This window comes from Methylobacterium sp. D53M (assembly GCF_053345625.1).
The window spans coordinates 835,560-857,535 of record NZ_JBKFAL010000001.1 but is presented as its reverse complement, the minus strand read 5'-3'; the positions used below and the strand labels follow the sequence as shown (position 1 = coordinate 857,535).

Below are 21,976 nucleotides of genomic sequence, written 5' to 3'. Positions count from 1 at the left end.
CGCGGCGCTCAGATCGAGCCGGTCAGCCCCTCCGGGCAGGCGTCGCCACGGCGCAGACAGAATACGGGCGCGCCGGCATGACGGGCGATGGCCGCGGCCACGGTCGCGGCGGGCGCCGGCGCGCCCAGGCTCTCGCTGACCACCACCGCGCGCAGCGACACATCGTGGAGCCGCAGGGTCTCGCAGGCCGTGAGCGCGTGGCTGATCGCCCCGAGATAGCTCCCCGAGACGAGGATCGCCGGGACGCCGAGCGCGCGGAGCCAGTCCAGGCCGGTGGCGGCCTCCGTGACCGGGCTCATGAGCCCGCCGACACCCTCGATCAGCAGCGTGTCCTGGGTGCGGGCGATCTCAGCCCGGCACCAGCCGACAAGGTCGGCGAGGTCCAGGGAGCGCCCCTCCAGCACGGCGGCCTGATCCGGCGAGAGCGGTGCCGAGAACCGCCAAGGCGAGCAGGCCTCCACGGCCTCCTCGTCCAGGGCGAGCCCCTGCGCGTCCAGCAGCCGGGCGGTGTCGCTCTCGACGAAGCCGGGATCGCTCAGCGGCGGGACGCCGCTCGCGAGCGGCTTCACCGTCCGGACCGCCCGACCCTGCGCCCGCAGGCGGCGCGTCAGGACGGCGGTGACGTAGGTCTTGCCGATCTCGGTCCCGGCCCCGGCGATGAACAGCGCCCGCGCGGGCATCCCCGCCTCAGGCCTGGAGGCTGCCGTGGCAGTGCTTGTACTTCTTGCCCGAGCCGCACGGGCACGGCTCGTTGCGGCCGACGCGGCCCCAGGTGGCGGCGTCGGTCGGGTCGCGCTCCAGCACGGCGCCGTCCGCCGCGAGGCCCTGCGCCGCGAAGCCGTAGGCCGGTCCCCCGCCGCCGTCGCTGCCAGAGCCGAGACCGGCGTAGTCCATCTCGTTCTCGCCGGTGACCGGGTCGAGATGCTGGGCGAACATCGGCGGCAGCGCCGGACCGCCGGGCGGGTACTCCTCCTGCGGCTCCTGCATCATGATCTCGACCCGCGAGAGCTGCGCGGTCACCTGCTCGCGCAGGGCGGTCACGAGACCGTTGAACAGGTCGAAGGCCTCGGACTTGTACTCGTTCAGCGGGTCCCGCTGGGCGAAGCCGCGCCAGCCGATCACCTGCCGGAGGTGGTCCAGCGTCACGAGGTGCTCGCGCCAGAGATGGTCGAGCGTCTGCAGGAGGACCTGCTTCTCGATATAGGCCGTGACCTCGGCGCCGTTCTTCTCGGTCCGCTCGGCGTAGGCGGTCTCGGCCGCCTTGAGCAGGCGCTCGCGCATCTCCTCGTCGGCGATGCCCTCTTCCTTGGCCCAGTCCTCGACCGGCACGTCGAGGTTGAGGATCTCCTTCACCTGCTCGCGCAGGCCGGCGACGTCCCACTGCTCGGCGTAGGCGTTCTCCGGGATGTGGCGGGCAACGAGGTCGTCGATCACGCCCTCGCGCATCTCGTCCACGGTCTCGCGGACGCTGTCCTGGCCCATGAAGTCGCGGCGCTGCTCGAACACGACCTTGCGCTGGTCGTTCATGACGTTGTCGTACTTGAGCACGTTCTTGCGCATGTCGAAGTTGCGCGCCTCGACCTTCTGCTGCGCCTTCTCGATGGCCTTGTTGATCCAGGGGTGGATGATCGCCTCGCCCTGCTCCAGGCCGAGCTTCTGCAGCATCCCGTCCATGCGGTCGGAGCCGAAGATGCGCATCAGGTCGTCCTGAAGCGACAGGTAGAACTTCGAGCGGCCGGGATCGCCCTGGCGTCCGGAGCGGCCGCGGAGCTGGTTGTCGATGCGCCGCGATTCGTGACGCTCGGTGCCGATGATGTAGAGGCCGCCGGGCAGCGCCTTCTTGCGGCCCGCCTCCGGATCGGCCGGCTCGCCCGAGGCCAGCACCTTGGTGCGGTTCTCGGCGATCTCCGCCTTGATCGCCGCGATGGCGGCGTCGCGCTCCGGACCGTCGGCGAGGTGGCCCAGCTCCTTCTCGATCCGCATCTCGAGGTTGCCGCCGAGTTTGATGTCGGTGCCGCGGCCGGCCATGTTGGTGGCGATGGTGATCGCGCCCGGCACGCCGGCCTCGGCCACGATGTAGGCCTCCTGCTCGTGGAAGCGGGCGTTGAGCACGGCGAAGCGCTTGGTCACCCGGCCCTCGCGGGCGGCGGCGTAGACGTCGGTCAGCGCGTTCGGGTCGGAGTAGTCGAGCAGGCTGTAGCCGGCCTTCTTGAGCATCTCGGCGAGGTGCTCCGACTTCTCGATCGAGCCGGTGCCGACCAGGATCGGCTGGTGGCGCGCATGCGCCTTGTCGATCTCGGCGATGATGCCCTCGTACTTCTCGCCGACGGTCCGGTAGACCTCGTCGTCCTCGTCGACGCGCTCGACCTCCTTGTTGGTCGGGATGTCGACCACGTCGAGTTTGTAGATCTCGGCGAACTCGTCGGCCTCGGTCGAGGCGGTTCCGGTCATGCCGGCGAGCTTCTTGTAGAGGCGGAAGTAGTTCTGGAAGGTGATCGAGGCGAGCGTCTGGTTCTCGGGCTGGATCGTGACCCGCTCCTTGGCCTCCAGCGCCTGGTGCAGGCCTTCCGAGTAGCGCCGGCCCTGCATCATGCGGCCCGTGAACTCGTCGATGATCACCACTTCGTCGTTCTTGACGATGTAGTCCTTGTCGCGGGTGAACAGCGTGTGGGCGCGCAGGGCCTGGTTCACGTGGTGGACCAGCGTGACGTTGTGGGCGTCGTAAAGGTCGCCCTCCTTCAGGAGGCCCGCCTCGCGCATCGCCTCCTCGATGAACTCGTTGCCCTCCTCGGTGAGGGAGACGGTGCGCTGCTTCTCGTCGAGGTCGTAGAACTCCTTGCGCAGGCGCGGCATCAGCGCGTCGACCGCCACGTAGAGTTCCGACCGGTCATCCACCGGCCCTGAGATGATCAGCGGCGTGCGCGCCTCGTCGATCAGGATCGAATCGACCTCGTCGACGATCGCGAAGTTGTGCCCGCGCTGTGCCAGCTGGGACAGCTCGTACTTCATGTTGTCGCGCAGGTAGTCGAAGCCGTACTCGTTGTTGGTGCCATAGGTGATGTCGCAGGCGTAGGCCTCCTTGCGCTGCGCATCGTCGAGCCCGTGCACGATCGTGCCGACGGAGAGGCCCAGGAACCGGTAGACCTGACCCATCCACTCGGCGTCGCGCGAGGCGAGGTAGTCGTTCACGGTGACGACGTGGACGCCCTTGCCCTCCAGGGCGTTGAGGTAGACCGGCAGCGTCGCCACCAGGGTCTTGCCCTCGCCGGTCTTCATCTCGGCGATGCCGCCCTCGTGGAGCACCATGCCGCCGATGAGCTGCACGTCGAAGTGGCGCTGGCCGAAGACGCGCTTGGCCGCCTCGCGCACCGTGGCGAAGGCCGGCACGAGGATGTCGTCGAGACTCTTGCCGTTGGCGAGTTCGGCCTTCAGCATGTCGGTGCGGGCGCGCAAGGCCTCGTCCGAGAGGGCCTGGATCTCCGGTTCCAGCGCGTTGATCTGCGCGACGCGCGGGCGGTAGCCCTTGACGCGGCGGTCGTTCGAGGAGCCGAAAATCTTCTTGGCGATGGAGCCGAGCATCATAGACCTGCGGACGCGCGAGCCCGCCCACGGGTGAGCGTGGCGGGCCGGCCTGGACGGAGTTGGCCGGGCTTATAGAGGTAAACATCGCCCGGCGCACCTGGAAGGGGCAGCCCTCAACGCATGCCGGTACGGTCACGGTTCCGGCACCGGTGAAATGGCCGCGCTTGCCTTCTCGCCCGACGCGGGCCACCTGTGCCGCGGCGCGACGCCCGGCCGATCCGGCGCGGCGCCGAGACGTGAGCCGAGGACTTCGCCCGTATGCCGAACACCGTCCTTCTCCGGCGCGTCAGCGCGCTCGCCGTCATGGTCGCGATGCCGGGACTGGCGCTGGCCCAGGCACCCCAGAAGGCCCCTACGCCGGCCGCCAACACGCCGGCCGCCGCCGCGCCGGCCGCGGCGCCGAGCGCCGACGCGGTCGTGGCGAGCGTGAACGGCAAGCCGATCACGCAGGGCGACCTCGCCATCGCGGCCGATGACCCGGCCCTGTCACTGCCCGGCGTCGACGAGGCCCAGAAGAAGAGCCTGCTCGTCGACTACATGGTCGACCTCCGCGTCGGCGCGCAGGCCGCCGAGGCCGCCAAGGTCGGCGACACGCCCGAGTTCAAGCGCAAGCTCGCCTACTTCCGCGACAAGCTCCTGCTCGACGACTACCTGGAGCAGGAGGCCAAGCGCGCGGTCACGCCCGAGGCGGAGCACGCGATCTACGATCAGACCGTCAAGCTGATGAAGCCCGAGGAGGAGGTGCACGCGCGCCACATCCTGGTCGACAACGAGGCCGAGGCGAAGAAGATCGCCGCGCGCATCAAGGGCGGCGAGGACTTCGCCAAGGTCGCCGCCGAGGCGTCCAAGGACCCGGGCTCGAAGGCCGAGGGCGGCGATCTCGGCTGGTTCACCAAGGAGCGGATGGTGCCCGACTTCGCCAACGCCGCCTTCGCGATGAAGCCTGGCCAGGTCTCCGACCCGATCAAGACCCAGTTCGGCTGGCACGTGATCAAGGTCGAGGAGAAGCGGACCAAGCCGCAGCCGACCTTCGACGAGCTCAAGGAGCAGATCGACCAGCACCTGATCCGCAAGGCGCAGCAGGACATGATCCTGAAGCTCCGCTCGGAGGCCAAGATCGACCGCGCCGACGCGCCGCCGGCGGCTCAGGCCGCGCCCGAGCCGAAGAAGTGACGGTCCGGGGCTGACCGGCGCGGACCCGCGGGGCCGCGCCGTGTCGTCAGTACGGCCGATCCGGGACGAGGTAGCTGGATCGCGCCGGGGCCGGCTGGGGCGTGATGCCGAGGGCCGAGAGTTCGGCGCCGCGGCGCCCCTCGGCGATCCTGTCCAGCACCGCGATCAGCAGCCACGGACACGCGATGCCGATGAAGAACGCCATGTGATCCTCCCGCGCCGAACCGATGGGCCCGTTCGGCTTAGGAAAATAATAGGCGGGCCGGGCCGCGCCGCAAGCGGCATCCCGGCCGGGATCTCAGATCCAGCCCTGGAGCTCGCGGCGCACGACGTGCTCGATTACCCGCATGCCGAGGTCGCTGTCGTTCAGGCAGGGGATGTAGGCGAAGCGCTCGCCGCCGTTCTCCTCGAAATAGTGCCGGTTCTCGCCGTCGAGCTCCTCGAGGGTTTCCAGGCAGTCCGCCGTGAAGCCCGGGGCGACGATCGCCATCCGCTTCACGCCCGACTTCGCGAGTTCCATCACCGTCTCGTCGGTGTAGGGCTTCAGCCACTCCTCGTTGCCGAAGCGCGACTGGAAGGTGACCCGCATCTTCTCCGGAGACAGGCCGAGCGCCTCGCGGATCAGGCGCCCGGTCTTGTGGCACTGACAATGGTACGGGTCGCCCTTGAGCAGGTAGCTCCGCGGCACGCCGTGGAACGAGGTGAGGATCACCTCCGGCTCGAAGTCGAGCTTGGCCAGGCCCTCGCGGATCGAATCGGCCATGGCGGCGATGTAGACCGGGTCGTCGTGATAGGGCGGCGAGACCCGCACCGTGGGCTGCCAGCGCATGTCCATCAGCGCCCGGAAGGCCTGATCGCAGGCCGTGGCCGAGGTCGCGGCGGCGTATTGCGGGTAGAGCGGCACCAGCAGGATGCGGTCGCAGCCCTGGTCGAGCAGCGCCTGGATCCGGCCGGCGACCTCGGGCTTGCCGTAGCGCATCGCCCAGTCGACCACCACGGACTCGCCCATGGCCGCCTGGAGGCGCTCGCTCTGGCCGCGGGTGATCGTCTTCAGCGGCCCCTCGTTGAGCGCGTTGTTCCAGACGCTGGCGTAGTCGCGGCCCTTCGGCCCGGGGCGCTTCGTCAGGATGATCAGGTTGAGGAGCGGCCACCAGATCAGCCGCGGCACCTCGATCACCCGTCGGTCCGACAGGAACTCCTTGAGATACCGGCGCATCGGCCAGTAGGACGTGCCCTCGGGTGTCCCGAGATTCATCAGGAGCACGCCGACGCGGCCCCAAGCCACCTTCGGGTGGTCGGCCGGAAGGGTGCTCGCCGCGGGCTGCAGCGGTGCGAGGGGCCGGCCATTCGCCAGCGCGGCGGGTTCGACGCGTTCGTTCATGGCAGCGTTCCGGCGCCGCGCGCCGAGATCCTTCCTCTGGCTTCCGATATCCGGCGGCCGGCGCGTACGCCCTGGTACGCCTCGGCTTGGCCGGCGCTTAAACCCCGTCGGGTGCGCTTTCATGTAGGGTGCGAAGCCGCCCGGCGAAGGGCGGACGCGACATGCCGCACCGCGACAGGCCGCACGCTCGACCCCCGTCCCTAAACACGGGCGGCTCCCGGCCGCAACCGCCGCGCCGATGGCGGTGCGCGTCCGGCTCCTATCTCGGCGTGGAAACCGATCGCGAGAGACCATGGCCGCCACACCCGTCGCCGACGCCCTCACGGCCTTCCGCGCCTCCGGTTCGCCCTGGCTGAGCCTGCCGTTCTTCGCCGGCGGGGAGGCCGACGCCGTGGCGGCGCGGGTCGATGCCCGAATCGCCGCGGGCGCCCGGGTGCTGCCGGCACCGGACCGGATCTTCCGCGCCTTGGCCGAGACCCCGCTGCAGGACGTGCGGGCCGTGATCCTCGGGCAGGATCCGTACCCGACGCCGGGCGACGCCAACGGCCTCGCCTTCTCGTTCGTCGGCTCCGGTCGCCTGCCCGCCTCGCTGAAGGTGATCCTGGCGGAGGCGGGATCCGACCGCGCCGCCGGCGGCGACCTGACGCCCTGGGCGCGGCAGGGCGTGCTCCTGCTCAACAGCGCGCTCACCGTCGAGGCCGGCAAGGCCGGGGCGCACCTGCGCTACGGCTGGGCCGCTCTGACCGATCAGGCCGTGAGCGCCGTCTCGGCCCGCGCGGAGCCCGCCGTGTTCCTGCTCTGGGGCGCCCAGGCGCGGGCCAGGGCCGCGCTCGTCGACGCGACCCGCCACGGCGTGTTCGAGAGCGGACACCCCTCGCCGCTCAACCGGGCCCGGGATTTTCCCGGCTCCGACCCGTTCGACCGGGCCAACCGCTGGCTCGCCGCGCACGGGCGCCCGCCGATCGACTGGCGCCTCGGCTGAGGCCGGCGGCGATCCCGCGAATGGGCTATTGCGGCTTGGCGGGCTCGGCGGGCTTCGCCGGCGCGGCGGGGTCCTGGCCGGCGGGGTCCTGGCCGGCGGGCAGGAGCACGTTCTTGGCCACCTTGCCCTCGGGCCCGTACTCACCGGCCACCGCGAGGCAGGCCTGGTCGCGGTTCTGCGCCATCTGGTTCGACATCAGCGTGAACATGGTCTGCACCCGGTTGCCGAACGGTCCGCGCGGCTGGACGTCGCCGATCTGCACGTTCTGCTTCGCCAGCAGGGCCTCGAACTGGTCGCTGCCGATCCGGTAGCCGCAGACGTTCGAGGCCGCGAAGATGTAGGCGGCGAATTCCAGGGCCCGCGGCGACGGGGCGTTCCGGATCTGCGCCTGCGCCGGCAGGGCCGCGAGCGTGACGGCGGCGAGGAATGTGATCCGGGTCGTAGTGGGGCGCATGCGCGGCGGTTCCTCGATCGGGGGCGGCCTCTCGCGGGCCGCCTCTGGCGGGCGGGACATAGGCCGGACCCGCGCGCGCGCCAATGCGACCGAAGATGCGGCCCGAGATGTCGGCAATTCACCCGTCCCGGTTCACGGCCCGTTCGCCATAGATCCAGGCGCCGGCCCGCGCGTCGACGAAAAGACGGTCGTTTTTCGACGGAACGCCCGGGTGAGAGAGAGTGTTAACCTGCTCGCGTCACGCCAGGACCTGCAGTGTGTCCAGATTCAGGCGGTCCGCATCGCATGTACGGCGTCCATCACCCGGCGGCCTCCATCCCACTCCCGGCTCGCGACGCCGACCGGCGCGCCCGGCCGGGTGCGCAAGGAGCCGCCAGCGCGGAGCGGCGCGGCGCGCCGGCGGTGCCGGTCGCGGCGGTCTGTCCGCACCGCGTCTCGCGCTGGGCCTGGGGCGAGGGCCTGCGGGCCGGGCAGGCCGTGGCGCTCCTGGTGCAGGATCTCGGGCAGGTCGAGGCCATGCGCCTCGGCCTCACCCGTCTCGGGCTCCGCGTCGTCTGCCTCGACTGCGCCGGCCGCGACGCGGCGCTGGCGGAAAGCCTCGCGCAGTCGGGCGCCGGGCTGGTCGTCGTCGATACCGCGCTCGCCGACGCCTATGCCGGCGTGATGGGCCGGCTCACCGCCTATCCGGCGGTGTGGTGGAACGGTCCGGGCGCCGACTACGCGAGCCTCGACCTCGCCCTGGCCGAGCACGCCTGACAACCGCCGCATCGCGGATCGCGAGTCGCGGCACCGTCGCGGACCTGAACCCTGCGTGCTACCGTCCGGCGACGCGACCGGCCCCGTGCCAGGGAGGCCGGCGCCGGGAGACGCCGCCATGACCGCAGCCCTTGCCACGGCCCACGCCGCCAGCCCGGAGGCGCCGGTGCTGTTGCGCAGCGACGCCGACGGGGTCGCGACGCTGACGCTGAACCGGCCGCAGGCCCGCAACGCCCTGTCGATGGCCCTGATGGGCGCGCTCCAGGCGCAGCTCGATGCGATCCGCGTGGATCCGTCCGTGCGGGTGGTGATCCTGGAGGGGGCCGGCCCCGCCTTCTGCGCCGGGCACGACCTCAAGGAGATGCGCGCCGATCCGTCCCGCGCGGCGACCGAGGCGGTGTTCCGCACCTGCGCGCGGCTGATGCTGAGCCTCACGCGCCTGCCGCAGCCGGTGATCGCCCGGGTGCACGGGATCGCCACCGCCGCCGGCTGCCAACTCGTGGCCACCTGCGATCTCGCCGTGTGCGCCGAGACCGCCCGCTTCGCCACGCCGGGGGTGCAGATCGGCCTGTTCTGCTCGACCCCGATGGTCGCCCTGTCACGCGCCGTATCGCGCAAGGCCGCCCTAGAGATGCTGCTGGTCGGTGAGCCGATCGACGCCGCGGAGGCCCAGCGGATCGGGCTGGTCAACCGCGTCGTGCCGGAGGCGGAGCTCGACGCGGCGGTGGGCGCCCTGGCGGCCCGGATCGCCGGGAAGGCCCGGCGCGTCCTGGCGATCGGCAAGGAGGCGTTCGGCCGGCAGATCGAGATGGGCCTGGAGGACGCCTACGGCTACACCGCCGAGGTCATGACCCGGAACATGATGATGGCCGACGCGCAGGAGGGGATCGACGCGTTCCTGGGCAAGCGGCCGCCCCGCTGGGAGCCGTGAGCCGGCGTCCCGGTCCGCGCACTGGCGCGATACGACGCAGGCCCTCCGGCGCGACGCGCATAGGTGATGGCGCCGCCCTGCCCTAGGATGAGGGGCCTGTCCGACCCTGCCGGGCTCGGCGCCGCCACGCGGAACGGCTGATGAGCACCCTCGACCTGCTCGGTCTGACGCTGTCCTTCTACGGCACGATGCCGCCGCCGCGGCCCCCGCGGCCGAACCGCAACGGCGCGACCTGGGCCGCCGCCGTGATCTTCGGCGGCGTCTGCCTCGCGACGATCGGGCCGATGATCACCATCTGGAGCTTTCACCGGCCCTATGCCGAGGCCAAGGCGCGCTGTATCGCTTCCGGCGGCCGGGTCCTGTACGGGGCCCTCGACGGCAGCGGACCCTATCGCTGCGAGCGGCCCGCGGCCGCCGCGCCCATTGCGCATCCGGCCAAGCCGGCGGATTAATCCGCCCGCCGCATGCGCTTCAGGTCGATCCGGCGCCTCCCGACGCGAACCCGGATAGCCTCACCTTGGAAAACGCGATCACCCGCTGGGTCCAGTCGACCGCCCTGATGCGGTCGGATGTCGAGGCCCTGATCGGCTTCGCGCTGGCGATCGGCGTCACCCTGCACGCCCTGCTGCGCAAGCGCCGGGTCAGCGTGGCGGTGGGCTGGATCGGGCTCGCGTGGCTGTCGCCGATCTTCGGCACCGCCCTGTACCTGACCTTCGGTATCAACCGGGTCTCGCGCCGCGCGCGGCGGCTGCGGACCAAGCCGTCCGACGCGACGCAGCTGCCCGACACCGACGACGCCGTGGTGCCGGAGGCGCTCTGGCCCCTCGACCGGGCGATCCGGCGGATCACGAGCCTGCCGGCCTTCGCGGGCAACACCGTGCAGATGTTCCGCAACGGCGACGCCGGCTATCCGCAGATGCTGGCGGCGATCCGCGCGGCGCGGTCCAGCATCGGCCTGTCGAGCTACATCTTCCGGGACGACGCCACCGGCCGCGAATTCTGCGACGCCCTCGTGGAGGCGAAGGCCCGGGGCGTGCAGGTCCGCGTCATCATCGACGGGATCGGCGGCGGCTATTTCCGGGCGCCGGTCTACCACCGCCTGACGGCCGCCGGGGTGCCGGCCGCCCTGTTCATGCACTCCGCCCTCCCCTGGCGGATGCCGTTCCTCAATCTGCGCTCGCACAAGAAGCTGCTGATCGTCGACGGCCGGATCGCCTTCACGGGCGGCCTCAACATCTCGCACCCGAACCGCGTCGCCCTGAAGCCCGAGCACCCGATCCGGGACACGCATTTCCGCCTGACCGGCCCCGTGGTCGAGCAGCTCGCCGCCGCGTTCGCGGCCGACTGGGCCTTCGTGGACGGCGAGATCCTCGACGGCCCCCCGTGGTTCGTCGACCTCGAGCCCTGCGGACCGAGCGTCGCCCGGGCGGTGACCTCCGGCCCGGACGCGGACGTCGAGAAGATCGAGCAGGTCATCCTCCAGGCGCTCGCCTGCGCGCGCCGGTCGGTGCGCTTCGTGACGCCCTACTTCCTTCCCGACGAGCTGGTGACCGGCGCCCTCGCCCAGGCCGCGACCCGGGGCATCACCGTCGACGTGATCATCCCGCGGGTCAGCGACCACCCGTACATCGACTGGGCGACCCGGGCGCATCTCGACCCGCTGCTGCGGGCCGGCGTGAACGTCTGGCTCGACGAGCCGCCCTTCGACCATTCCAAGGCGATGGTGGTCGACGACATCTGGTGCTTCGTCGGCAGCGCCAACTGGGACATGCGCAGCTTCCGGCTCAATTTCGAGCTGAACGTCGAGATCATCGACGCCGACCTCGCCGCCGACCTCGACCGGTTCATGCGCGGCAAGATGGAGGCGCGGCTCAGCCGGGAGGATCTCGCCGCGCGCGGCCTGCCGATCCGTCTGCGCGACGCAGGCGTGCGACTGCTGCTGCCATACCTTTGAAACGGGCGGGGGCGTGCGCCTCCGGCGCCGGGCCGAGATGGACGACGATCGGCCGGTGATCGGAGCGTCCCCGCGGCAGCACCGCGTGCGCGTGGCAGACAAGCCCGCGGGCGAGGCAGCGGTCGAGCCGCAGCGGCAGCACCTCGACCATCGCGTGGGTCGATTGCCGCGGTCCGACGTCGCGGAAGCCCGGGATCAGCGCCGGGCCGACGATATTGTAGTCGCCGAGCACGGCCGCTCGCGGCGGCAGCTCGCTGACGATGCGCCGCAGCTGGCGCCGGTTCAGCATCTGTCCGTGCGACAGGTGGACGTTGGCCACGCCGAACTCGCCGAGATCGAGGATCTGGCAGACCCGGTGCACGAGGGCGCCGGAGGGGAGCGCGATGACCCGGGGCGGCGCCGCCCAGGGCTTCGGGCTCCACATGGCGAGCCCGTGAATCCGGCCCGGCAGGGGCGCCCAGGCGTAGTGGCCGCCGATCCGGTCCAGCAGGAAGCCGATGGCGCGGGTCGCCTCCTGCATCAGCAGCAGGTCGGGCTTCTCCTGCGCGACGAGGGCGGCGACGTCGTCCACCGCCGCGCCGGTGCGCCGCAGCAAGTTCCAGCTCACGATCTTGAAGGGCTGGTGCGGCCGCTCGGCGGGGCGGATCGGCGTGACGGGTGACGGTGCGGGGGTGGAGCGGGCCGGGCGTGCAGCAGGATTCATCGGGCCGGTCTCGTACCTCAACGCGCGGCGCTCCCGCCACCGCCACGCTCTAACGCGCCCGGAGCCGGGACGTTCGACCGCATGCGCGCCGGGCGCGGGCGCGGTCCGACCTGGGCGCCCCACAGCCCATCGCCGGGCGACGCTTGAGGCCGACCCGGTCGGCGGCCTAAGAGCCGGCAGGGCGACGCCGGCCGCTCCGCGGATTGCCGCGCGCCGCCCTCCCACCGATCCCGTCCGGAGGCCATGACGGCGTTCAGCTTCATCCATGCCGCCGACCTGCATCTCGGCAGCCCGCTGTCGGGCCTCGCCGCGCGCGACGCGGAACTGGCCCGGCGCCTCGCCGCGGCGAGCCGGCAGGCCTTCGAGGATCTGGTGACCCAGGCGATCGAGCGGTCGGTCGCCTTCGTCGTTGTCGCGGGTGACGTCTACGACGGCGACTGGGCCGACACCACGATCGGCCTGTTCTTCGCCCGGCAGGTCGCCCGCCTCGACCGCGCCGGTATCCGGACGATCCTCGTGCGCGGCAACCACGACGCCGAGAGCGTCATCACGCGCTCGATCACGCTGCCGGCCTCCGTCCACGTCTTCCCGACCGCCCGCGCCGGCACCCTCCGCCTCGACGCGCTCCGCGTCGCGGTCCACGGCCGCAGCTTCCAGGGCCGGGCGGTGGAGGAGAACCTCTCGCTCACCTACCCGGCCGCCGTGCCGGGCTGGTTCAACCTCGGCGTCCTGCACACCTCCTGCACCGGCCACGCCGCCCACGAGACCTACGCCCCCTGCTCGGTCGCCGACCTCGCGGCCCGGGGCTACGAGTACTGGGCGCTGGGCCACATCCACGAGTACGCGGAGCTGTCCCGGGATCCCTGGATCGTGTTCCCCGGCAATCTCCAGGGCCGGAGCGTGCGCGAGTGCGGCGAGAAGGGCGCCGTCGTGGTCGACGTCGCCGACGGGCGGGTGACCGGCGTCAGCCGCCTGCCCCTCGACCGGGCGCGATTCGAGCAGATCACGGTCGACCTCGCGGCGGTGGCCGACGCGCGCGGCGCCGTCGAGGCCGTCGAGGCGGCGCTGAGGCCCCTGGCCGGGATCGCGGCGCGCCGGCTGCTCCTGGTCCGCGTCCACCTCGCCGGGACGACCCGGGCCCACGACGCCCTCGCGGCCGATCGCGAGTCCCTGACGGCCGAGATCCAGGCGGCCGCCCACCGGCTGCACGAGGACATCTGGCTGGAGCGCCTGAAGATCGAGACCCGCCGCCCGCGCGCCGCGGCGGAGCCGACCGGCGCCGCCATCGACCCCGCGGCCCTGCTCGCCGACCTCGACCGCGACCCCGAGTTCCGCGCCCGGGCGAAGGCGGCGCTGGCCGAGATCGGCGGCCGGATGCCGGGGACGGCCGCCGCCGAGGCCGACCTCGACGCGGAGTTCGACGCGCTCTGCGCCGAGGCCGAGGCCCTCGTCCTCGGACGCCTCGGCGGCCGGCACTGCTGAGGCGCGCGCCCATGGACCCCCGATGCGCCTGATCCGCCTCGCCCTCGAGCGCTACGGCGCCTTCACGGACCGCACCGTCGCGTTCCGGCCCGACGCGCGCCTGCACGTGGTGCTGGGCGCCAACGAGGCCGGCAAGAGCACCGCGCTGGCGGCGGTCACCGACCTGCTGTTCGGCTTCGGGAAGACGACGCCCTACGCCTTCCTGCACGACATGCCGCAGCTGCGCCTCGGCGCGGAGATCGCCGCCGCCGACGGACGCCGGCTGTCCTTCCGCCGCCGGAAGGGCAACAGCCGCACCCTCATCGACGCCGCCGACGCGCCGCTCGCCGACGACGCGCTGGCGCCGTTCCTCGGCGGCCTGTCCCGGACGGTGTTCTGCCGGGCCTTCGGGCTCGACGCGGCGAGCCTCCGGGCCGGGGGCCGCGAGATGGTCGACGTTGAGGGCGAGGTCGGCGCGAGCCTGTTCGCGGCGGGCTCGGGCCTGCGCGGCCTCACGGAGCTGCAGACGACGCTCGACGCGGAGGCCGACGCCATCTTCGCCCCGCGCCAGGCCAAGCACCGGACCTTCTACCAGGCGCTGGAGCGCCATGAGACGGCCCGGCGAGCGATCCGCGAGCGGGGCCTGCGCGCCGGCGACTGGCGCGCCCTGAACGACGAGATCGCCGCGGCGGCCGCGCAGCTCGAGGCGCTCCGGTCCGAGCAGAAGGCCGGCGCGGTCGCGCGCGCCCGGCTGGAGCGGTTCAAGCGCGTCCGCCCGATCATCGCCGAGATCGACGCGCTGGAGCGGCGCATCGCCGCCGAAACCGACCTCGTCGACGCGGATCCCGCCTGGATCGCCCGCCTGGGGGCGGCCCTGGACGCGTGCCGCGCCGCGGACGCCGAGGCGGAGCGGGCCGAGACCGCGCGCGACCGGGCCCGCGGCGAGGCCGAATCGGTGCCGGTCGAGCCGGGGCTGACCCATCGGGCGGACGAGATCCTGGCGGCGTTCAGCGGCACCCGGGAGTTCGAGAAGGGCGGCACCGACCTGCCCCGCATCGAGGGCGACGCCCACAAGGTCGGGCTGGATCTGGAGCGGCTGCGCGCCCGGATCGGCGTGCCCGACCTCGCCGCGCTCGAGGCCCGCCAGCCCCCGGACGCCGCGCGGGCGCGGACCGAGCGGCTGATCCGCGACGGTCGGACCCTGGCGGCCGCCGAGGAGCAGATCGCCCGCGACCTCGCCGCCGCCCGCGCCGAGCAGGAACGCCTCGCCCGCGAGGTGGAGGCGGCCGACGCGGCCCGGGATCCGACCCCGCTCCGGGAGGCGCTGAAGCCCCTCGCCCGACTGCACGAGTGGATCGCCGCCCGCGACACCCTCGACGGCGCGATCCGCCGGGAGGCGGCGCTGCTGCGCAACCAGGCCGAGCGGCTGTCGCCGCCGGTGCCCGACCTCGCCGCTCTCGTGCGGACGCCCCTGCCCGCCCCCGACACGGTCGCGCGCTACCGTCAGGGCCTCGAGGCGAAGACCCGCGAGCACGAACGGGCCGCCGACCGGTGCGACGCGGCCCGCCGGCAGGTCGCGGTCACCCGGGCGCGGCTGCGCGAGCGCGAGGCCGGCCGGCCCGTCGCCACCCGGGAGCGGCTCGACGCCCTGCGGTCAACCCGCGACGCGGCGTTCGCGCCGCTGCGCGACGCCCTCGCGGCCGGCCGGGCGGCCGCCGTCGCCGAGGTCGCGGCCTTCGAGCGCGCGCTCCTCGAGGCCGACCGCGTCGCGGACGAGCGCGCCTCCGACGCCGCCCGGGTCGCCGCCCACGCGGCCGACCTGGAACGGCTCGCCGCCGAGGAGGCGGAGGCCGCGCGAGCCGACGACGTCCTCGCCGGTCTCGCCGCGGAGATCGCGGCGGGCGAGGCGGCGTGGCGCGAGGCGTGGCGGCCTGCCGGGCTCGTGCCCGGTCCTCCGGCCGAGATGGCGGCCTGGCTCGCCGAGGTGGAGAGCCTGATCGAGGCCGAGCAGCGCCTCGCCGCGCAGCGGATCGAGGCCGACCGGCTCCTGGCACGGATCGAGGCCGCGCGGGGGCCCCTGGCCGACCTGCGCAGCCGCGCCGGCCTCGACGCCGCGCCGGACCTCGAGATCGCCGCCGCGCTGGACGGTCTCGAAGCGCGGATCGCCGCCTTGGCGAGCCGCTGGGAGGCCAACCTGCAGACCGCCGGCCTGCTGCGCGCGGCCGGACTGTCCGTCGCGCGGCTGGAAGCGAGCCTCGCGGAGACCGCCGCCCGCCGGGCCGCCTGGCGGGCCGACTGGGAGGCGGCGCTGCTGCCCCTCGGCCTCGACGGCACGGCCGGTCCGGAGGAGGCCGAGGGCGCGCTGGAGGCGTGGCGCAGCGTGCCCGACCGGCTGGCGGAGCGGGCCGCCCTGCAGCGCCGCTCGGCGGGGATCCGCCGGGACATGGAGGCGTTCCGAGCCAACGCCGCCGCCCTGGTCGAGGCCCTGGCGCCCGACCTCGCGGAGGTGTCGCCCGCCGGCGCGGTCCGATCGCTCCACGGCCGCCTCGTCGCCGCGCAGGCCCGCGAGGCGCGCCGCGCCGAGCTCGACCGCCGCCGCGACGAGGCCGAGGCCGCCCATCGCGGCGCCTGCGACTCGCGCGACGCGGCGCGGGCGACGCTCGCCCGGCAGGTGGCCGAGGTGATGCCGGACCTCGCCGCGGCACCGACGCCGGAGATCGACCGGCTGTTCGGCCGCCTCAGCGCGCGCGAGGCGCTGCGCGCCGAGCGCCTGCGGCTCCGCGGCACGCTCGCGGGCGCGGCGGACGGGCTTCCGGAGGCCGAGTTGCGCGCCGGCCTGGAGACCGTGTCGCCGGAGGCGATCGAGGCGGAGCTGGCGCGGCTGTCGCTCGAGGCCGACGAGCAGGCCGAGCGCGGGCAGGTCATCTTCGCGGACCGCGACCGGGCGGAGCGGCGGCGGGCGGAGCTCGAGGGCGGCACCGGCGCCGAGCTGGCCCTCGCGGAGCGCAAGGCCGCGGAGGCGGATCTCCAGGCGGCTTCCCGCTCCTGGGCCGTGCTGCGGCTCGCCGGTCTGATGCTCGGGCAGGCGGTCGCCCGCCACCGCGCGGGACAGCAGGACCCGCTCGTCACCCGGGCGGGCGCGCTGTTCCAGGCTCTCACCGGCGGCGCGTTCTCCGGTCTGGCGCAGATCTACGACGAGGCCGACACGCCGAAGCTCGCCGGGCAGCGCGCCGGCGGCGGCACGGTCGCGATCGAGGGCATGAGCGAGGGCACCCGCGATCAGCTCTATCTCGCCCTGCGGCTGGCCTATCTGGAGGATTACGCCGGCCGCGCCGAGCCGGCCCCCTTCATCGGCGACGACCTGTTCTCGACCTTCGACGAGACCCGGACCGGCTACGGCCTCGACGCGCTCGCGGCGATCGGCGCCCGGGTCCAGCCGATCCTGTTCACGCACCACCGCCACGTCGCGGACATCGCCCGCGACCGGCTCGGCGACGCCGTCGACGTCGTGACGCTCTAGGCGTCGCCGGCGGAGGGGTCGATCGTCCCCTCCCCGGCCACCGCGTCTCAGGCGCCCGCGCCCCCGAGGTAGCGCGCCTCCAGATGGGCCCGGAACGCCGCCGTGCCGAGCATCGTCCCGGTGGCGCGGGTGAGGAGGTCGTCGGTGTCGAGCAGGCTCCCCACCGCGTGGACATGCGTGCGGAGCCAGTCCCGCAGGGGGCCGAAATCGCCCTGCGCGAGGCAGCCCGGCAGCGCCGGCTCGGCCGCGCGGGCCGCCCGGAACAGCTGCGCGGCCGCCAGGGCGCCGAGCGTGTAGGTCGGGAAATACCCGAAGGCGCCGCTCGGCCAGTGGATGTCCTGGAGGCAGCCGACCCGGTCGTCGGGCACCGTGAGCCCGAGGAGGTCGCGCAGGCCGTCGTTGAACGCCCCCGGCAGGTCGCGCACCGCGAGGTCGCCCGCGATCATCGCGGTCTCCAGCCGGTAGCGCAGCAGGATATGGGCCGGGTAGGTCGCCTCGTCGGCATCCACCCGGATGAAGCCGGGCGCGACCCGGGTGTTGAGCGCGTGCAGGTTCTCCGGCGACCATTCGGGCCCGGACCGCCCGAACGCCGCCTGCAGGAGCGGCGCCAGGAAGGTGAAGAACTCCCGGCTCCGGCAGGCCTGCATCTCGACGATGAGCGACTGGCTCTCGTGCAGGCTCATGCCCCGCGCCGCCCCGACCGGCTGGTTGCGCCACGCCGCCGGCCGGCCCTGCTCGTAGAGGGCGTGCCCGGTCTCGTGAAGAACGCCCATCAGCGCCCGGCCGAAATCGGCCGCGTCGTAGCGCGTCGTGATCCGCACGTCGTCGGTGGCGCCGCCGCAGAACGGGTGCAGGCTGATGTCGAGCCGGCCGCGGGTGAAGTCGAAGCCGACTGCCTCCATCAGCTTTAGGCCGAGATCGCGCTGCACCGCCACGTCGAACGGGCCGGCGAGCGGGAGCGGTGCCGGCCGGGACGCCTGGATCTCCCGGGCGCGGGCGATCAGGGCCGGCAGCCAGTCGGTCAGGTCCGCGAAGAGCGGGTCTATCGTCGCCCGGCGCATGCCGGGATCGTAGCTGTCGAGCAGCGCGTCGTAGGGATCGAGGCCGAGGGCCGCGCCCTTCGCCTGGCCGATCTCCCGCTGGAGCCGCAGCACCTCGGCGAGGTGGGGTTCGAGGCGGCCGAAGTCGGCGTCGCGCCGCGCCTCGCGCCAGACCATCTCCGAGCGGGACACGGCGCGGGAGCTGGCCTCGACGAGGTCGCGGGGGACCGCTGTGGCGTGTCCTTGCGCGCGGCGCATCTCCCGCAGGTTGGCGGCGGGCCAGGGCTCGAGGCCCCCACCCTGCTCGGCTGCCGCCAGCTCCTCGGCGGCCTCGGGGGCGGTGAGCATCCCGTGGGCGAGCCCGCGCAGGATCGCGAGCTGGTCGCCGCGGGCCTCGGCGGCGCCGTCCGGCATCAGCGTCTGCGCGTCCCATCCGAGGATCCCGGCCGCGCCCTCCAAGGCGGCGAGCCGGGCGAAGCGCTGTTCGAGGGTCTGATAGGCGGTCATGCGATCTCCGGTCGGGTACGTCTCGCGGCGCGATGCGGCGGGTCTCATCCCGCCTGAAGCATCTCCAGTTCCAGCCAGCGGTCCTCCGCCTGCGACAGCTCCGTCTCGGCCTGGGCCAGCATGGTCGAGGCCTTGTCGAACCGGGCCGGGTCGCGGGCGTAGAGCTCGGGGTCGGCGAGGATCGTGCGGAGCTGGGCGATCGCCGCCTCCAGCTTCTCGATGCGGGCCGGCAGGGTCTTCAACTCGTGCTGGTCCTTGAAGCCGAGCTTGGGCTTGCCCGACGGCTGGGCGGCCGGCGCGGCGGCGCGCTCGCGCGACTCCTTCGCCTTCGGCGCGACGGTCCGCGCCTCGACGCCCTGGCCGCGCTGGACCAGCATGTCGCTGTAGCCGCCGGCATACTCGACCCAGCGGCCGGCGCCCTCCGAGACCAGCACGCTGCCGGCCACGCGGTCCAGGAAGTCGCGGTCGTGGCTCACCAGGATCAGCGTGCCCTGGTAGTCGCCCAGCATCTCCTGGAGCAGGTCGAGGGTCTCGAGGTCGAGGTCGTTGGTGGGCTCGTCGAGGACGAGGAGGTTGGCCGGCTGGGCCAGGGCCCGGGCGATCAGCAGCCGGTTGCGCTCGCCGCCGGAGAGAACCGAGACCGGCGTGCGCGCCTGCTCGGGCGTGAACAGGAAGTCCTTGAGATAGCCGATCACGTGGCGGCTCTGGCCGTTCACCGTGACGCTGTCGCCGCGGCCGCCGGTCAGCACGTCGGTGACGGTCATGCCGGGCTCCAGCACGGCGCGGGCCTGATCGAGCACCACCGGCAGCAGGTTGGTGCCGAGCACCACCTGCCCGGCATCCGGCGCGAGCCGGCCCATCAGCAGGTTGATCAGGGTGCTCTTGCCCGCGCCGTTCGCCCCGACGATGCCGAGCCGGTCGCCCCGCATCACCCGCAGGGACAGCCCGTCGACGATCCTGCGCTCGCCGTAGCTCTTCGCGATGTCCCGGGCCTCGACGACGAGGCTCCCGGAAGATTCGGCGTCCGAGGCCTGCATGCTGACGCTGCCCACGGGGCGGCGCACCTCGCGTCGGTTCTGCCGGAGTTCGTGCAGGTTGCCGAGGCGACGGACGTTGCGCTTGCGCCGCGCGGTGACGCCGTAGCGCAGCCAGTGCTCCTCGGCGGCGATCTTGCGGTCGAGCTTGTGCTGGTCCCGCTCCTCTTCCTCGAAGAAGGCGTCGCGCCACGCCTCGAAGCTGGAGAAGCCCTGGTCGATCCGGCGGGTCTCGCCGCGGTCGAGCCAGATCGTGGCCCGCGACAGGGCCGAGAGGAAGCGCCGATCGTGGCTGATCAGCACGAGGGCCGCGCGGGTGCCCTTCAACTCCGTCTCGAGCCACTCGATCGCCGGCAGGTCGAGATGGTTGGTGGGCTCGTCGAGGAGCAGCACGTCGGGCTCGGGGGCGAGCGCCTGCGCCAGCGCGGTGCGGCGCCCCTCGCCGCCGGAGAGCTTGCTCGGATCCTCCGCGCCGGTCAGGCCGAGGCTCTCCAGCAGGTAGCGGGCGCGGTGGGTCGATTCGCCCGGCGGCAGGCCGGCCTCGACGAAATCCAGGGTGGTGGCGAAGCCCGTGAAATCCGGCTCCTGCGCGAGGTAGCGGATCGTCGTGCCGGGCTGGACGAAGCGCCGGCCCCGGTCGGGCTCCGTGAGGCCCGCGGCGATCTTCATGAGCGTCGACTTCCCCGACCCGTTCCGGCCGACGAGGCAGGTGCGCTCGCCCGGCGCGATGGCGAGGCTCGCGCCCGTGATCAGCGGCGTACCGCCGAAGGTGAGCGCGACGTCCTGGAGGGTGAGGAGCGGGGGAGCGGCCATGGGCCGGCTTATGGCAGCGCGGGGCGGCCTGTTCAAACAGAGCCGCCCCCGTCGGTCGGCGCCCGGTCAGGCGATCGGGTTGGCCGGTCCCGTCGGCGGGCTGATCTCGGGCACGCCCGGATCGTTGACGGGGATCTCGGGCGGCTGGATGCCCGGCGCCTCCGCCGGGGTGTTCCCGGGGATCTCCGGCCCGGGCGGCTGGGTCGGCGCCTGCGGCGGATCGTAGGGGCGGTCCGGCACCGGCGTCGGCTGCGGCGGCACCTCGGGGACCTGCCCCGGGTCGGCGAGCGTGAAATCGGGCACCGTCATCCTCCGCGAGACCGGTGGTGCACAGCGGCACCGGTCCCGCGGAAACAGAGTGCGGCGGATCCGGTTCCGGAGGGCTACTTCTTCGTCAGCAGGAGGTTGCCCTCCTTGCTCGCCACCTTCTGGATCTTCTCGGCGAACAGGGCGAGGAGGAACGGCAGCTTCACCTCGAGGCGCACGCTCTCCGCGCCCACGTCGATCGTGCCGGCGATCTTCTGCGCCACCGCGGACACGCCGAAATCGAGCCGGTCGCCCGTCCAGGCGAGCTGGTCCACCGTGATTCCGCTCTTGGCCAGGAGGGCCCGCGCCTGATCCGTGCCGTGCTCCAGGCGCCGCTTGGCCTCGTCGCGGCCGAGGTCGTGCGGGATGTCGACGATGAGGGGCTTGGGCATGGGCGGGTGATCCGAGCTGAACCCGGCAGCAGATGGTGCGTCCGGGTCCGGCAGACAACGCCCCGGAGGCCGCCCCGCCCGCGCGGGGCGGAGGCGCGCCGGGGCGCTCGATGCCCGTGAAGGGTCAGTGCACGACCTGCAGCGACACGTAGCTGACGCCGCCCATGCCGAGGGCGCGGGCGGAGCCGCGCGACAGGTCGATGATGCGGCCGCGCACGAACGGACCGCGATCGTTGATGCGCACGACGATCGAGCGGCCGGTCCGCTTGTTCTCGACGCGGACCCGGGTGCCGAACGGCAGGCTGCGATGGGCGGCGGTCAGTCCGTTGGGGTTGAAACGCTCGCCGTTGGCGGTGCGATGGCCGCTCCCGTACCAGGAGGCCGCTCCGCTCTGGGCGGCAGCCGGGAGGCTTGTTCCGACGACGGTGGACAGCATTCCAAGCGAGACAACGAGCTTACCGAAACCGAACGACATTCTCGACGCATTCCCATTGTTTTTGTCGGGGCGGCGCCAGTCGTGCCCGAAACGGGCCGGAATATGGCAGGCTTTTTCGGGCTGTCGGGGTCACATTTTGGCCGATTTCGCGCTGGTCATCCCCATTACATGGCGGCTTATTTCAGTTTATTTCCGCTCTTGTTGCGGGTGATGCATTGGCGTGTGGTTCTGCGTATTCAGCAAGAACTGCTCGCCTCCGTCGGGGAGGATGAAAAATAGGACATCATTCTTAAGCCTTGCGCGGAGCGTGACCCTGCGTCCCGCTGAGGTGGAAGCGCGACCCGCCCGGCGCCCCTGGCACGACGATGATTGTCGTGCGCGGCTGTTTCCGAAGCACAGGCTGCCGCGGCCGCGCGCGACCCGCAGGGATAGAGTGTTGTCGCCCGATCCCGGCGGCGCCGCGCGGCCGGGTAACGGTTGCTTAATCTGTCGGAGGATTGTCCGGGCGCCCGGTCGGCAAAATCTGCAGCCCCAGAACGGGACGCGCCGGA

General features: G+C 72.9%; 19 protein-coding genes. 8 read left to right on the top strand and 11 right to left on the bottom strand.

Going from position 1 to position 21,976, the window contains the following annotated elements:
- Nucleotides 1-8: 8 nt before the first annotated feature.
- Both bioD and secA read right to left on the bottom strand, forming a co-directional pair.
- Nucleotides 9-680, bottom strand: coding sequence for a dethiobiotin synthase (bioD, locus tag ACLBYG_RS04105; protein ID WP_447680666.1), 672 nt, complete (start codon nucleotides 678-680; stop codon nucleotides 9-11).
- Between the two features lie 7 nt (nucleotides 681-687).
- A complete protein-coding gene (gene secA / locus ACLBYG_RS04100) occupies nucleotides 688-3,579 on the bottom strand; it encodes a preprotein translocase subunit SecA (protein ID WP_026604963.1) in 2,892 nt (963 codons plus the stop codon).
- 261 nt (nucleotides 3,580-3,840) lie between these two features.
- Between secA and ACLBYG_RS04095 the strand changes: the two genes are divergently transcribed.
- Nucleotides 3,841-4,755 carry a peptidylprolyl isomerase gene (locus ACLBYG_RS04095; protein WP_447680665.1) on the top strand — a complete coding sequence of 305 codons (915 nt, stop codon included), beginning with the start codon at nucleotides 3,841-3,843 and terminating at the stop codon, nucleotides 4,753-4,755.
- A 46-nt stretch (nucleotides 4,756-4,801) separates the two neighbouring features.
- Here ACLBYG_RS04095 and ACLBYG_RS04090 read toward each other — a convergent pair whose 3' ends face one another.
- Both ACLBYG_RS04090 and hemH read right to left on the bottom strand, forming a co-directional pair.
- A complete protein-coding gene (locus ACLBYG_RS04090; protein WP_020093373.1) occupies nucleotides 4,802-4,960 on the bottom strand; it encodes a hypothetical protein in 159 nt (52 codons plus the stop codon).
- Between the two features lie 93 nt (nucleotides 4,961-5,053).
- Entirely contained in the window at nucleotides 5,054-6,136 is a 1,083-nt protein-coding gene (hemH, locus tag ACLBYG_RS04085) for a ferrochelatase (protein WP_042673806.1), read from the bottom strand.
- A 292-nt stretch (nucleotides 6,137-6,428) separates the two neighbouring features.
- On the opposite strand from hemH, the gene ACLBYG_RS04080 reads away from it, so the two are divergent.
- Nucleotides 6,429-7,118, top strand: a complete 690-nt coding sequence (locus tag ACLBYG_RS04080; RefSeq protein ID WP_447680664.1) for a uracil-DNA glycosylase — start codon at nucleotides 6,429-6,431, stop codon at nucleotides 7,116-7,118.
- Nucleotides 7,119-7,143: 25 nt separating this feature from the next.
- On the opposite strand, the gene ACLBYG_RS04075 is transcribed toward ACLBYG_RS04080, so the two are convergent.
- On the bottom strand, nucleotides 7,144-7,572 hold the full coding sequence (locus ACLBYG_RS04075; RefSeq protein WP_447680663.1) for a hypothetical protein: 429 nt from the start codon (nucleotides 7,570-7,572) through the stop codon (nucleotides 7,144-7,146).
- A gap of 285 nt (nucleotides 7,573-7,857) precedes the next feature.
- Between ACLBYG_RS04075 and ACLBYG_RS04070 the strand changes: the two genes are divergently transcribed.
- From ACLBYG_RS04070 to ACLBYG_RS04055, 4 genes are all read left to right on the top strand, one after another.
- The gene (locus ACLBYG_RS04070; protein ID WP_091976969.1) at nucleotides 7,858-8,328 is read left to right on the top strand and encodes an AMP-dependent synthetase; all 471 of its coding nucleotides are present in this window, start codon (nucleotides 7,858-7,860) and stop codon (nucleotides 8,326-8,328) included.
- Nucleotides 8,329-8,446: 118 nt separating this feature from the next.
- The gene (locus ACLBYG_RS04065) at nucleotides 8,447-9,259 is read left to right on the top strand and encodes an enoyl-CoA hydratase (protein ID WP_447680662.1); all 813 of its coding nucleotides are present in this window, start codon (nucleotides 8,447-8,449) and stop codon (nucleotides 9,257-9,259) included.
- A 140-nt stretch (nucleotides 9,260-9,399) separates the two neighbouring features.
- On the top strand, nucleotides 9,400-9,711 hold the full coding sequence (locus ACLBYG_RS04060; RefSeq protein ID WP_447680661.1) for a hypothetical protein: 312 nt from the start codon (nucleotides 9,400-9,402) through the stop codon (nucleotides 9,709-9,711).
- A 65-nt stretch (nucleotides 9,712-9,776) separates the two neighbouring features.
- The gene (locus ACLBYG_RS04055) at nucleotides 9,777-11,213 is read left to right on the top strand and encodes a phospholipase D-like domain-containing protein (RefSeq protein WP_042673793.1); all 1,437 of its coding nucleotides are present in this window, start codon (nucleotides 9,777-9,779) and stop codon (nucleotides 11,211-11,213) included.
- Here ACLBYG_RS04055 and ACLBYG_RS04050 read toward each other — a convergent pair.
- Nucleotides 11,131-11,916, bottom strand: coding sequence for an endonuclease/exonuclease/phosphatase family protein (locus tag ACLBYG_RS04050; protein ID WP_170862974.1), 786 nt, complete (start codon nucleotides 11,914-11,916; stop codon nucleotides 11,131-11,133). The genes ACLBYG_RS04055 and ACLBYG_RS04050 overlap by 83 nt on opposite strands.
- Nucleotides 11,917-12,159: 243 nt before the next feature.
- Here ACLBYG_RS04050 and ACLBYG_RS04045 point away from each other — a divergent pair, with 243 nt between their 5' ends.
- A complete protein-coding gene (locus tag ACLBYG_RS04045; protein WP_447680660.1) occupies nucleotides 12,160-13,398 on the top strand; it encodes a metallophosphoesterase family protein in 1,239 nt (412 codons plus the stop codon).
- Between the two features lie 22 nt (nucleotides 13,399-13,420).
- A complete protein-coding gene (locus tag ACLBYG_RS04040; protein WP_447680659.1) occupies nucleotides 13,421-16,897 on the top strand; it encodes an AAA family ATPase in 3,477 nt (1,158 codons plus the stop codon).
- Nucleotides 16,898-16,944: 47 nt separating this feature from the next.
- Here ACLBYG_RS04040 and ACLBYG_RS04035 read toward each other — a convergent pair whose 3' ends face one another.
- From ACLBYG_RS04035 to ACLBYG_RS04015, 5 genes are all read right to left on the bottom strand, one after another.
- Complete coding sequence (locus ACLBYG_RS04035; protein WP_447680658.1) at nucleotides 16,945-18,444, bottom strand: carboxypeptidase M32; 1,500 nt, start codon at nucleotides 18,442-18,444, stop codon at nucleotides 16,945-16,947.
- Nucleotides 18,445-18,488: 44 nt separating this feature from the next.
- Entirely contained in the window at nucleotides 18,489-20,291 is a 1,803-nt protein-coding gene (locus ACLBYG_RS04030) for an ATP-binding cassette domain-containing protein (protein WP_056525268.1), read from the bottom strand.
- Between the two features lie 66 nt (nucleotides 20,292-20,357).
- On the bottom strand, nucleotides 20,358-20,600 hold the full coding sequence (locus ACLBYG_RS04025) for a hypothetical protein (protein WP_020093386.1): 243 nt from the start codon (nucleotides 20,598-20,600) through the stop codon (nucleotides 20,358-20,360).
- Nucleotides 20,601-20,674: 74 nt separating this feature from the next.
- Nucleotides 20,675-20,989 (bottom strand): polyhydroxyalkanoic acid system family protein, encoded by a 315-nt coding sequence (locus tag ACLBYG_RS04020; RefSeq protein ID WP_020093387.1) that lies wholly within the window; start codon nucleotides 20,987-20,989, stop codon nucleotides 20,675-20,677.
- Nucleotides 20,990-21,113: 124 nt separating this feature from the next.
- Nucleotides 21,114-21,464, bottom strand: a complete 351-nt coding sequence (locus tag ACLBYG_RS04015) for a septal ring lytic transglycosylase RlpA family protein (protein ID WP_020093388.1) — start codon at nucleotides 21,462-21,464, stop codon at nucleotides 21,114-21,116.
- Nucleotides 21,465-21,976: the final 512 nt, after the last annotated feature.

What these genes read in the sequence shown, in the direction of transcription:
- bioD (WP_447680666.1), bottom strand. Translation starts at nt 680, where the DNA reads ATGCCCGCGCGGGCGCTGTTCATCGCCGGGGCCGGGACCGAGATCGGC.
- ACLBYG_RS04095 (WP_447680665.1), top strand. Translation starts at nt 3,841, where the DNA reads ATGCCGAACACCGTCCTTCTCCGGCGCGTCAGCGCGCTCGCCGTCATG.
- ACLBYG_RS04050 (WP_170862974.1), bottom strand. Translation starts at nt 11,916, where the DNA reads ATGAATCCTGCTGCACGCCCGGCCCGCTCCACCCCCGCACCGTCACCC.
- ACLBYG_RS04015 (WP_020093388.1), bottom strand. Translation starts at nt 21,464, where the DNA reads ATGTCGTTCGGTTTCGGTAAGCTCGTTGTCTCGCTTGGAATGCTGTCC.
- ACLBYG_RS04090 (WP_020093373.1), bottom strand. Translation starts at nt 4,960, where the DNA reads ATGGCGTTCTTCATCGGCATCGCGTGTCCGTGGCTGCTGATCGCGGTG.
- ACLBYG_RS04025 (WP_020093386.1), bottom strand. Translation starts at nt 20,600, where the DNA reads ATGACGGTGCCCGATTTCACGCTCGCCGACCCGGGGCAGGTCCCCGAG.
- ACLBYG_RS04030 (WP_056525268.1), bottom strand. Translation starts at nt 20,291, where the DNA reads ATGGCCGCTCCCCCGCTCCTCACCCTCCAGGACGTCGCGCTCACCTTC.
- ACLBYG_RS04060 (WP_447680661.1), top strand. Translation starts at nt 9,400, where the DNA reads ATGAGCACCCTCGACCTGCTCGGTCTGACGCTGTCCTTCTACGGCACG.
- ACLBYG_RS04065 (WP_447680662.1), top strand. Translation starts at nt 8,447, where the DNA reads ATGACCGCAGCCCTTGCCACGGCCCACGCCGCCAGCCCGGAGGCGCCG.
- secA (WP_026604963.1), bottom strand. Translation starts at nt 3,579, where the DNA reads ATGCTCGGCTCCATCGCCAAGAAGATTTTCGGCTCCTCGAACGACCGC.
- ACLBYG_RS04035 (WP_447680658.1), bottom strand. Translation starts at nt 18,444, where the DNA reads ATGACCGCCTATCAGACCCTCGAACAGCGCTTCGCCCGGCTCGCCGCC.
- ACLBYG_RS04040 (WP_447680659.1), top strand. Translation starts at nt 13,421, where the DNA reads ATGCGCCTGATCCGCCTCGCCCTCGAGCGCTACGGCGCCTTCACGGAC.
- ACLBYG_RS04020 (WP_020093387.1), bottom strand. Translation starts at nt 20,989, where the DNA reads ATGCCCAAGCCCCTCATCGTCGACATCCCGCACGACCTCGGCCGCGAC.
- ACLBYG_RS04080 (WP_447680664.1), top strand. Translation starts at nt 6,429, where the DNA reads ATGGCCGCCACACCCGTCGCCGACGCCCTCACGGCCTTCCGCGCCTCC.
- ACLBYG_RS04070 (WP_091976969.1), top strand. Translation starts at nt 7,858, where the DNA reads ATGTACGGCGTCCATCACCCGGCGGCCTCCATCCCACTCCCGGCTCGC.
- ACLBYG_RS04075 (WP_447680663.1), bottom strand. Translation starts at nt 7,572, where the DNA reads ATGCGCCCCACTACGACCCGGATCACATTCCTCGCCGCCGTCACGCTC.
- hemH (WP_042673806.1), bottom strand. Translation starts at nt 6,136, where the DNA reads ATGAACGAACGCGTCGAACCCGCCGCGCTGGCGAATGGCCGGCCCCTC.
- ACLBYG_RS04045 (WP_447680660.1), top strand. Translation starts at nt 12,160, where the DNA reads ATGACGGCGTTCAGCTTCATCCATGCCGCCGACCTGCATCTCGGCAGC.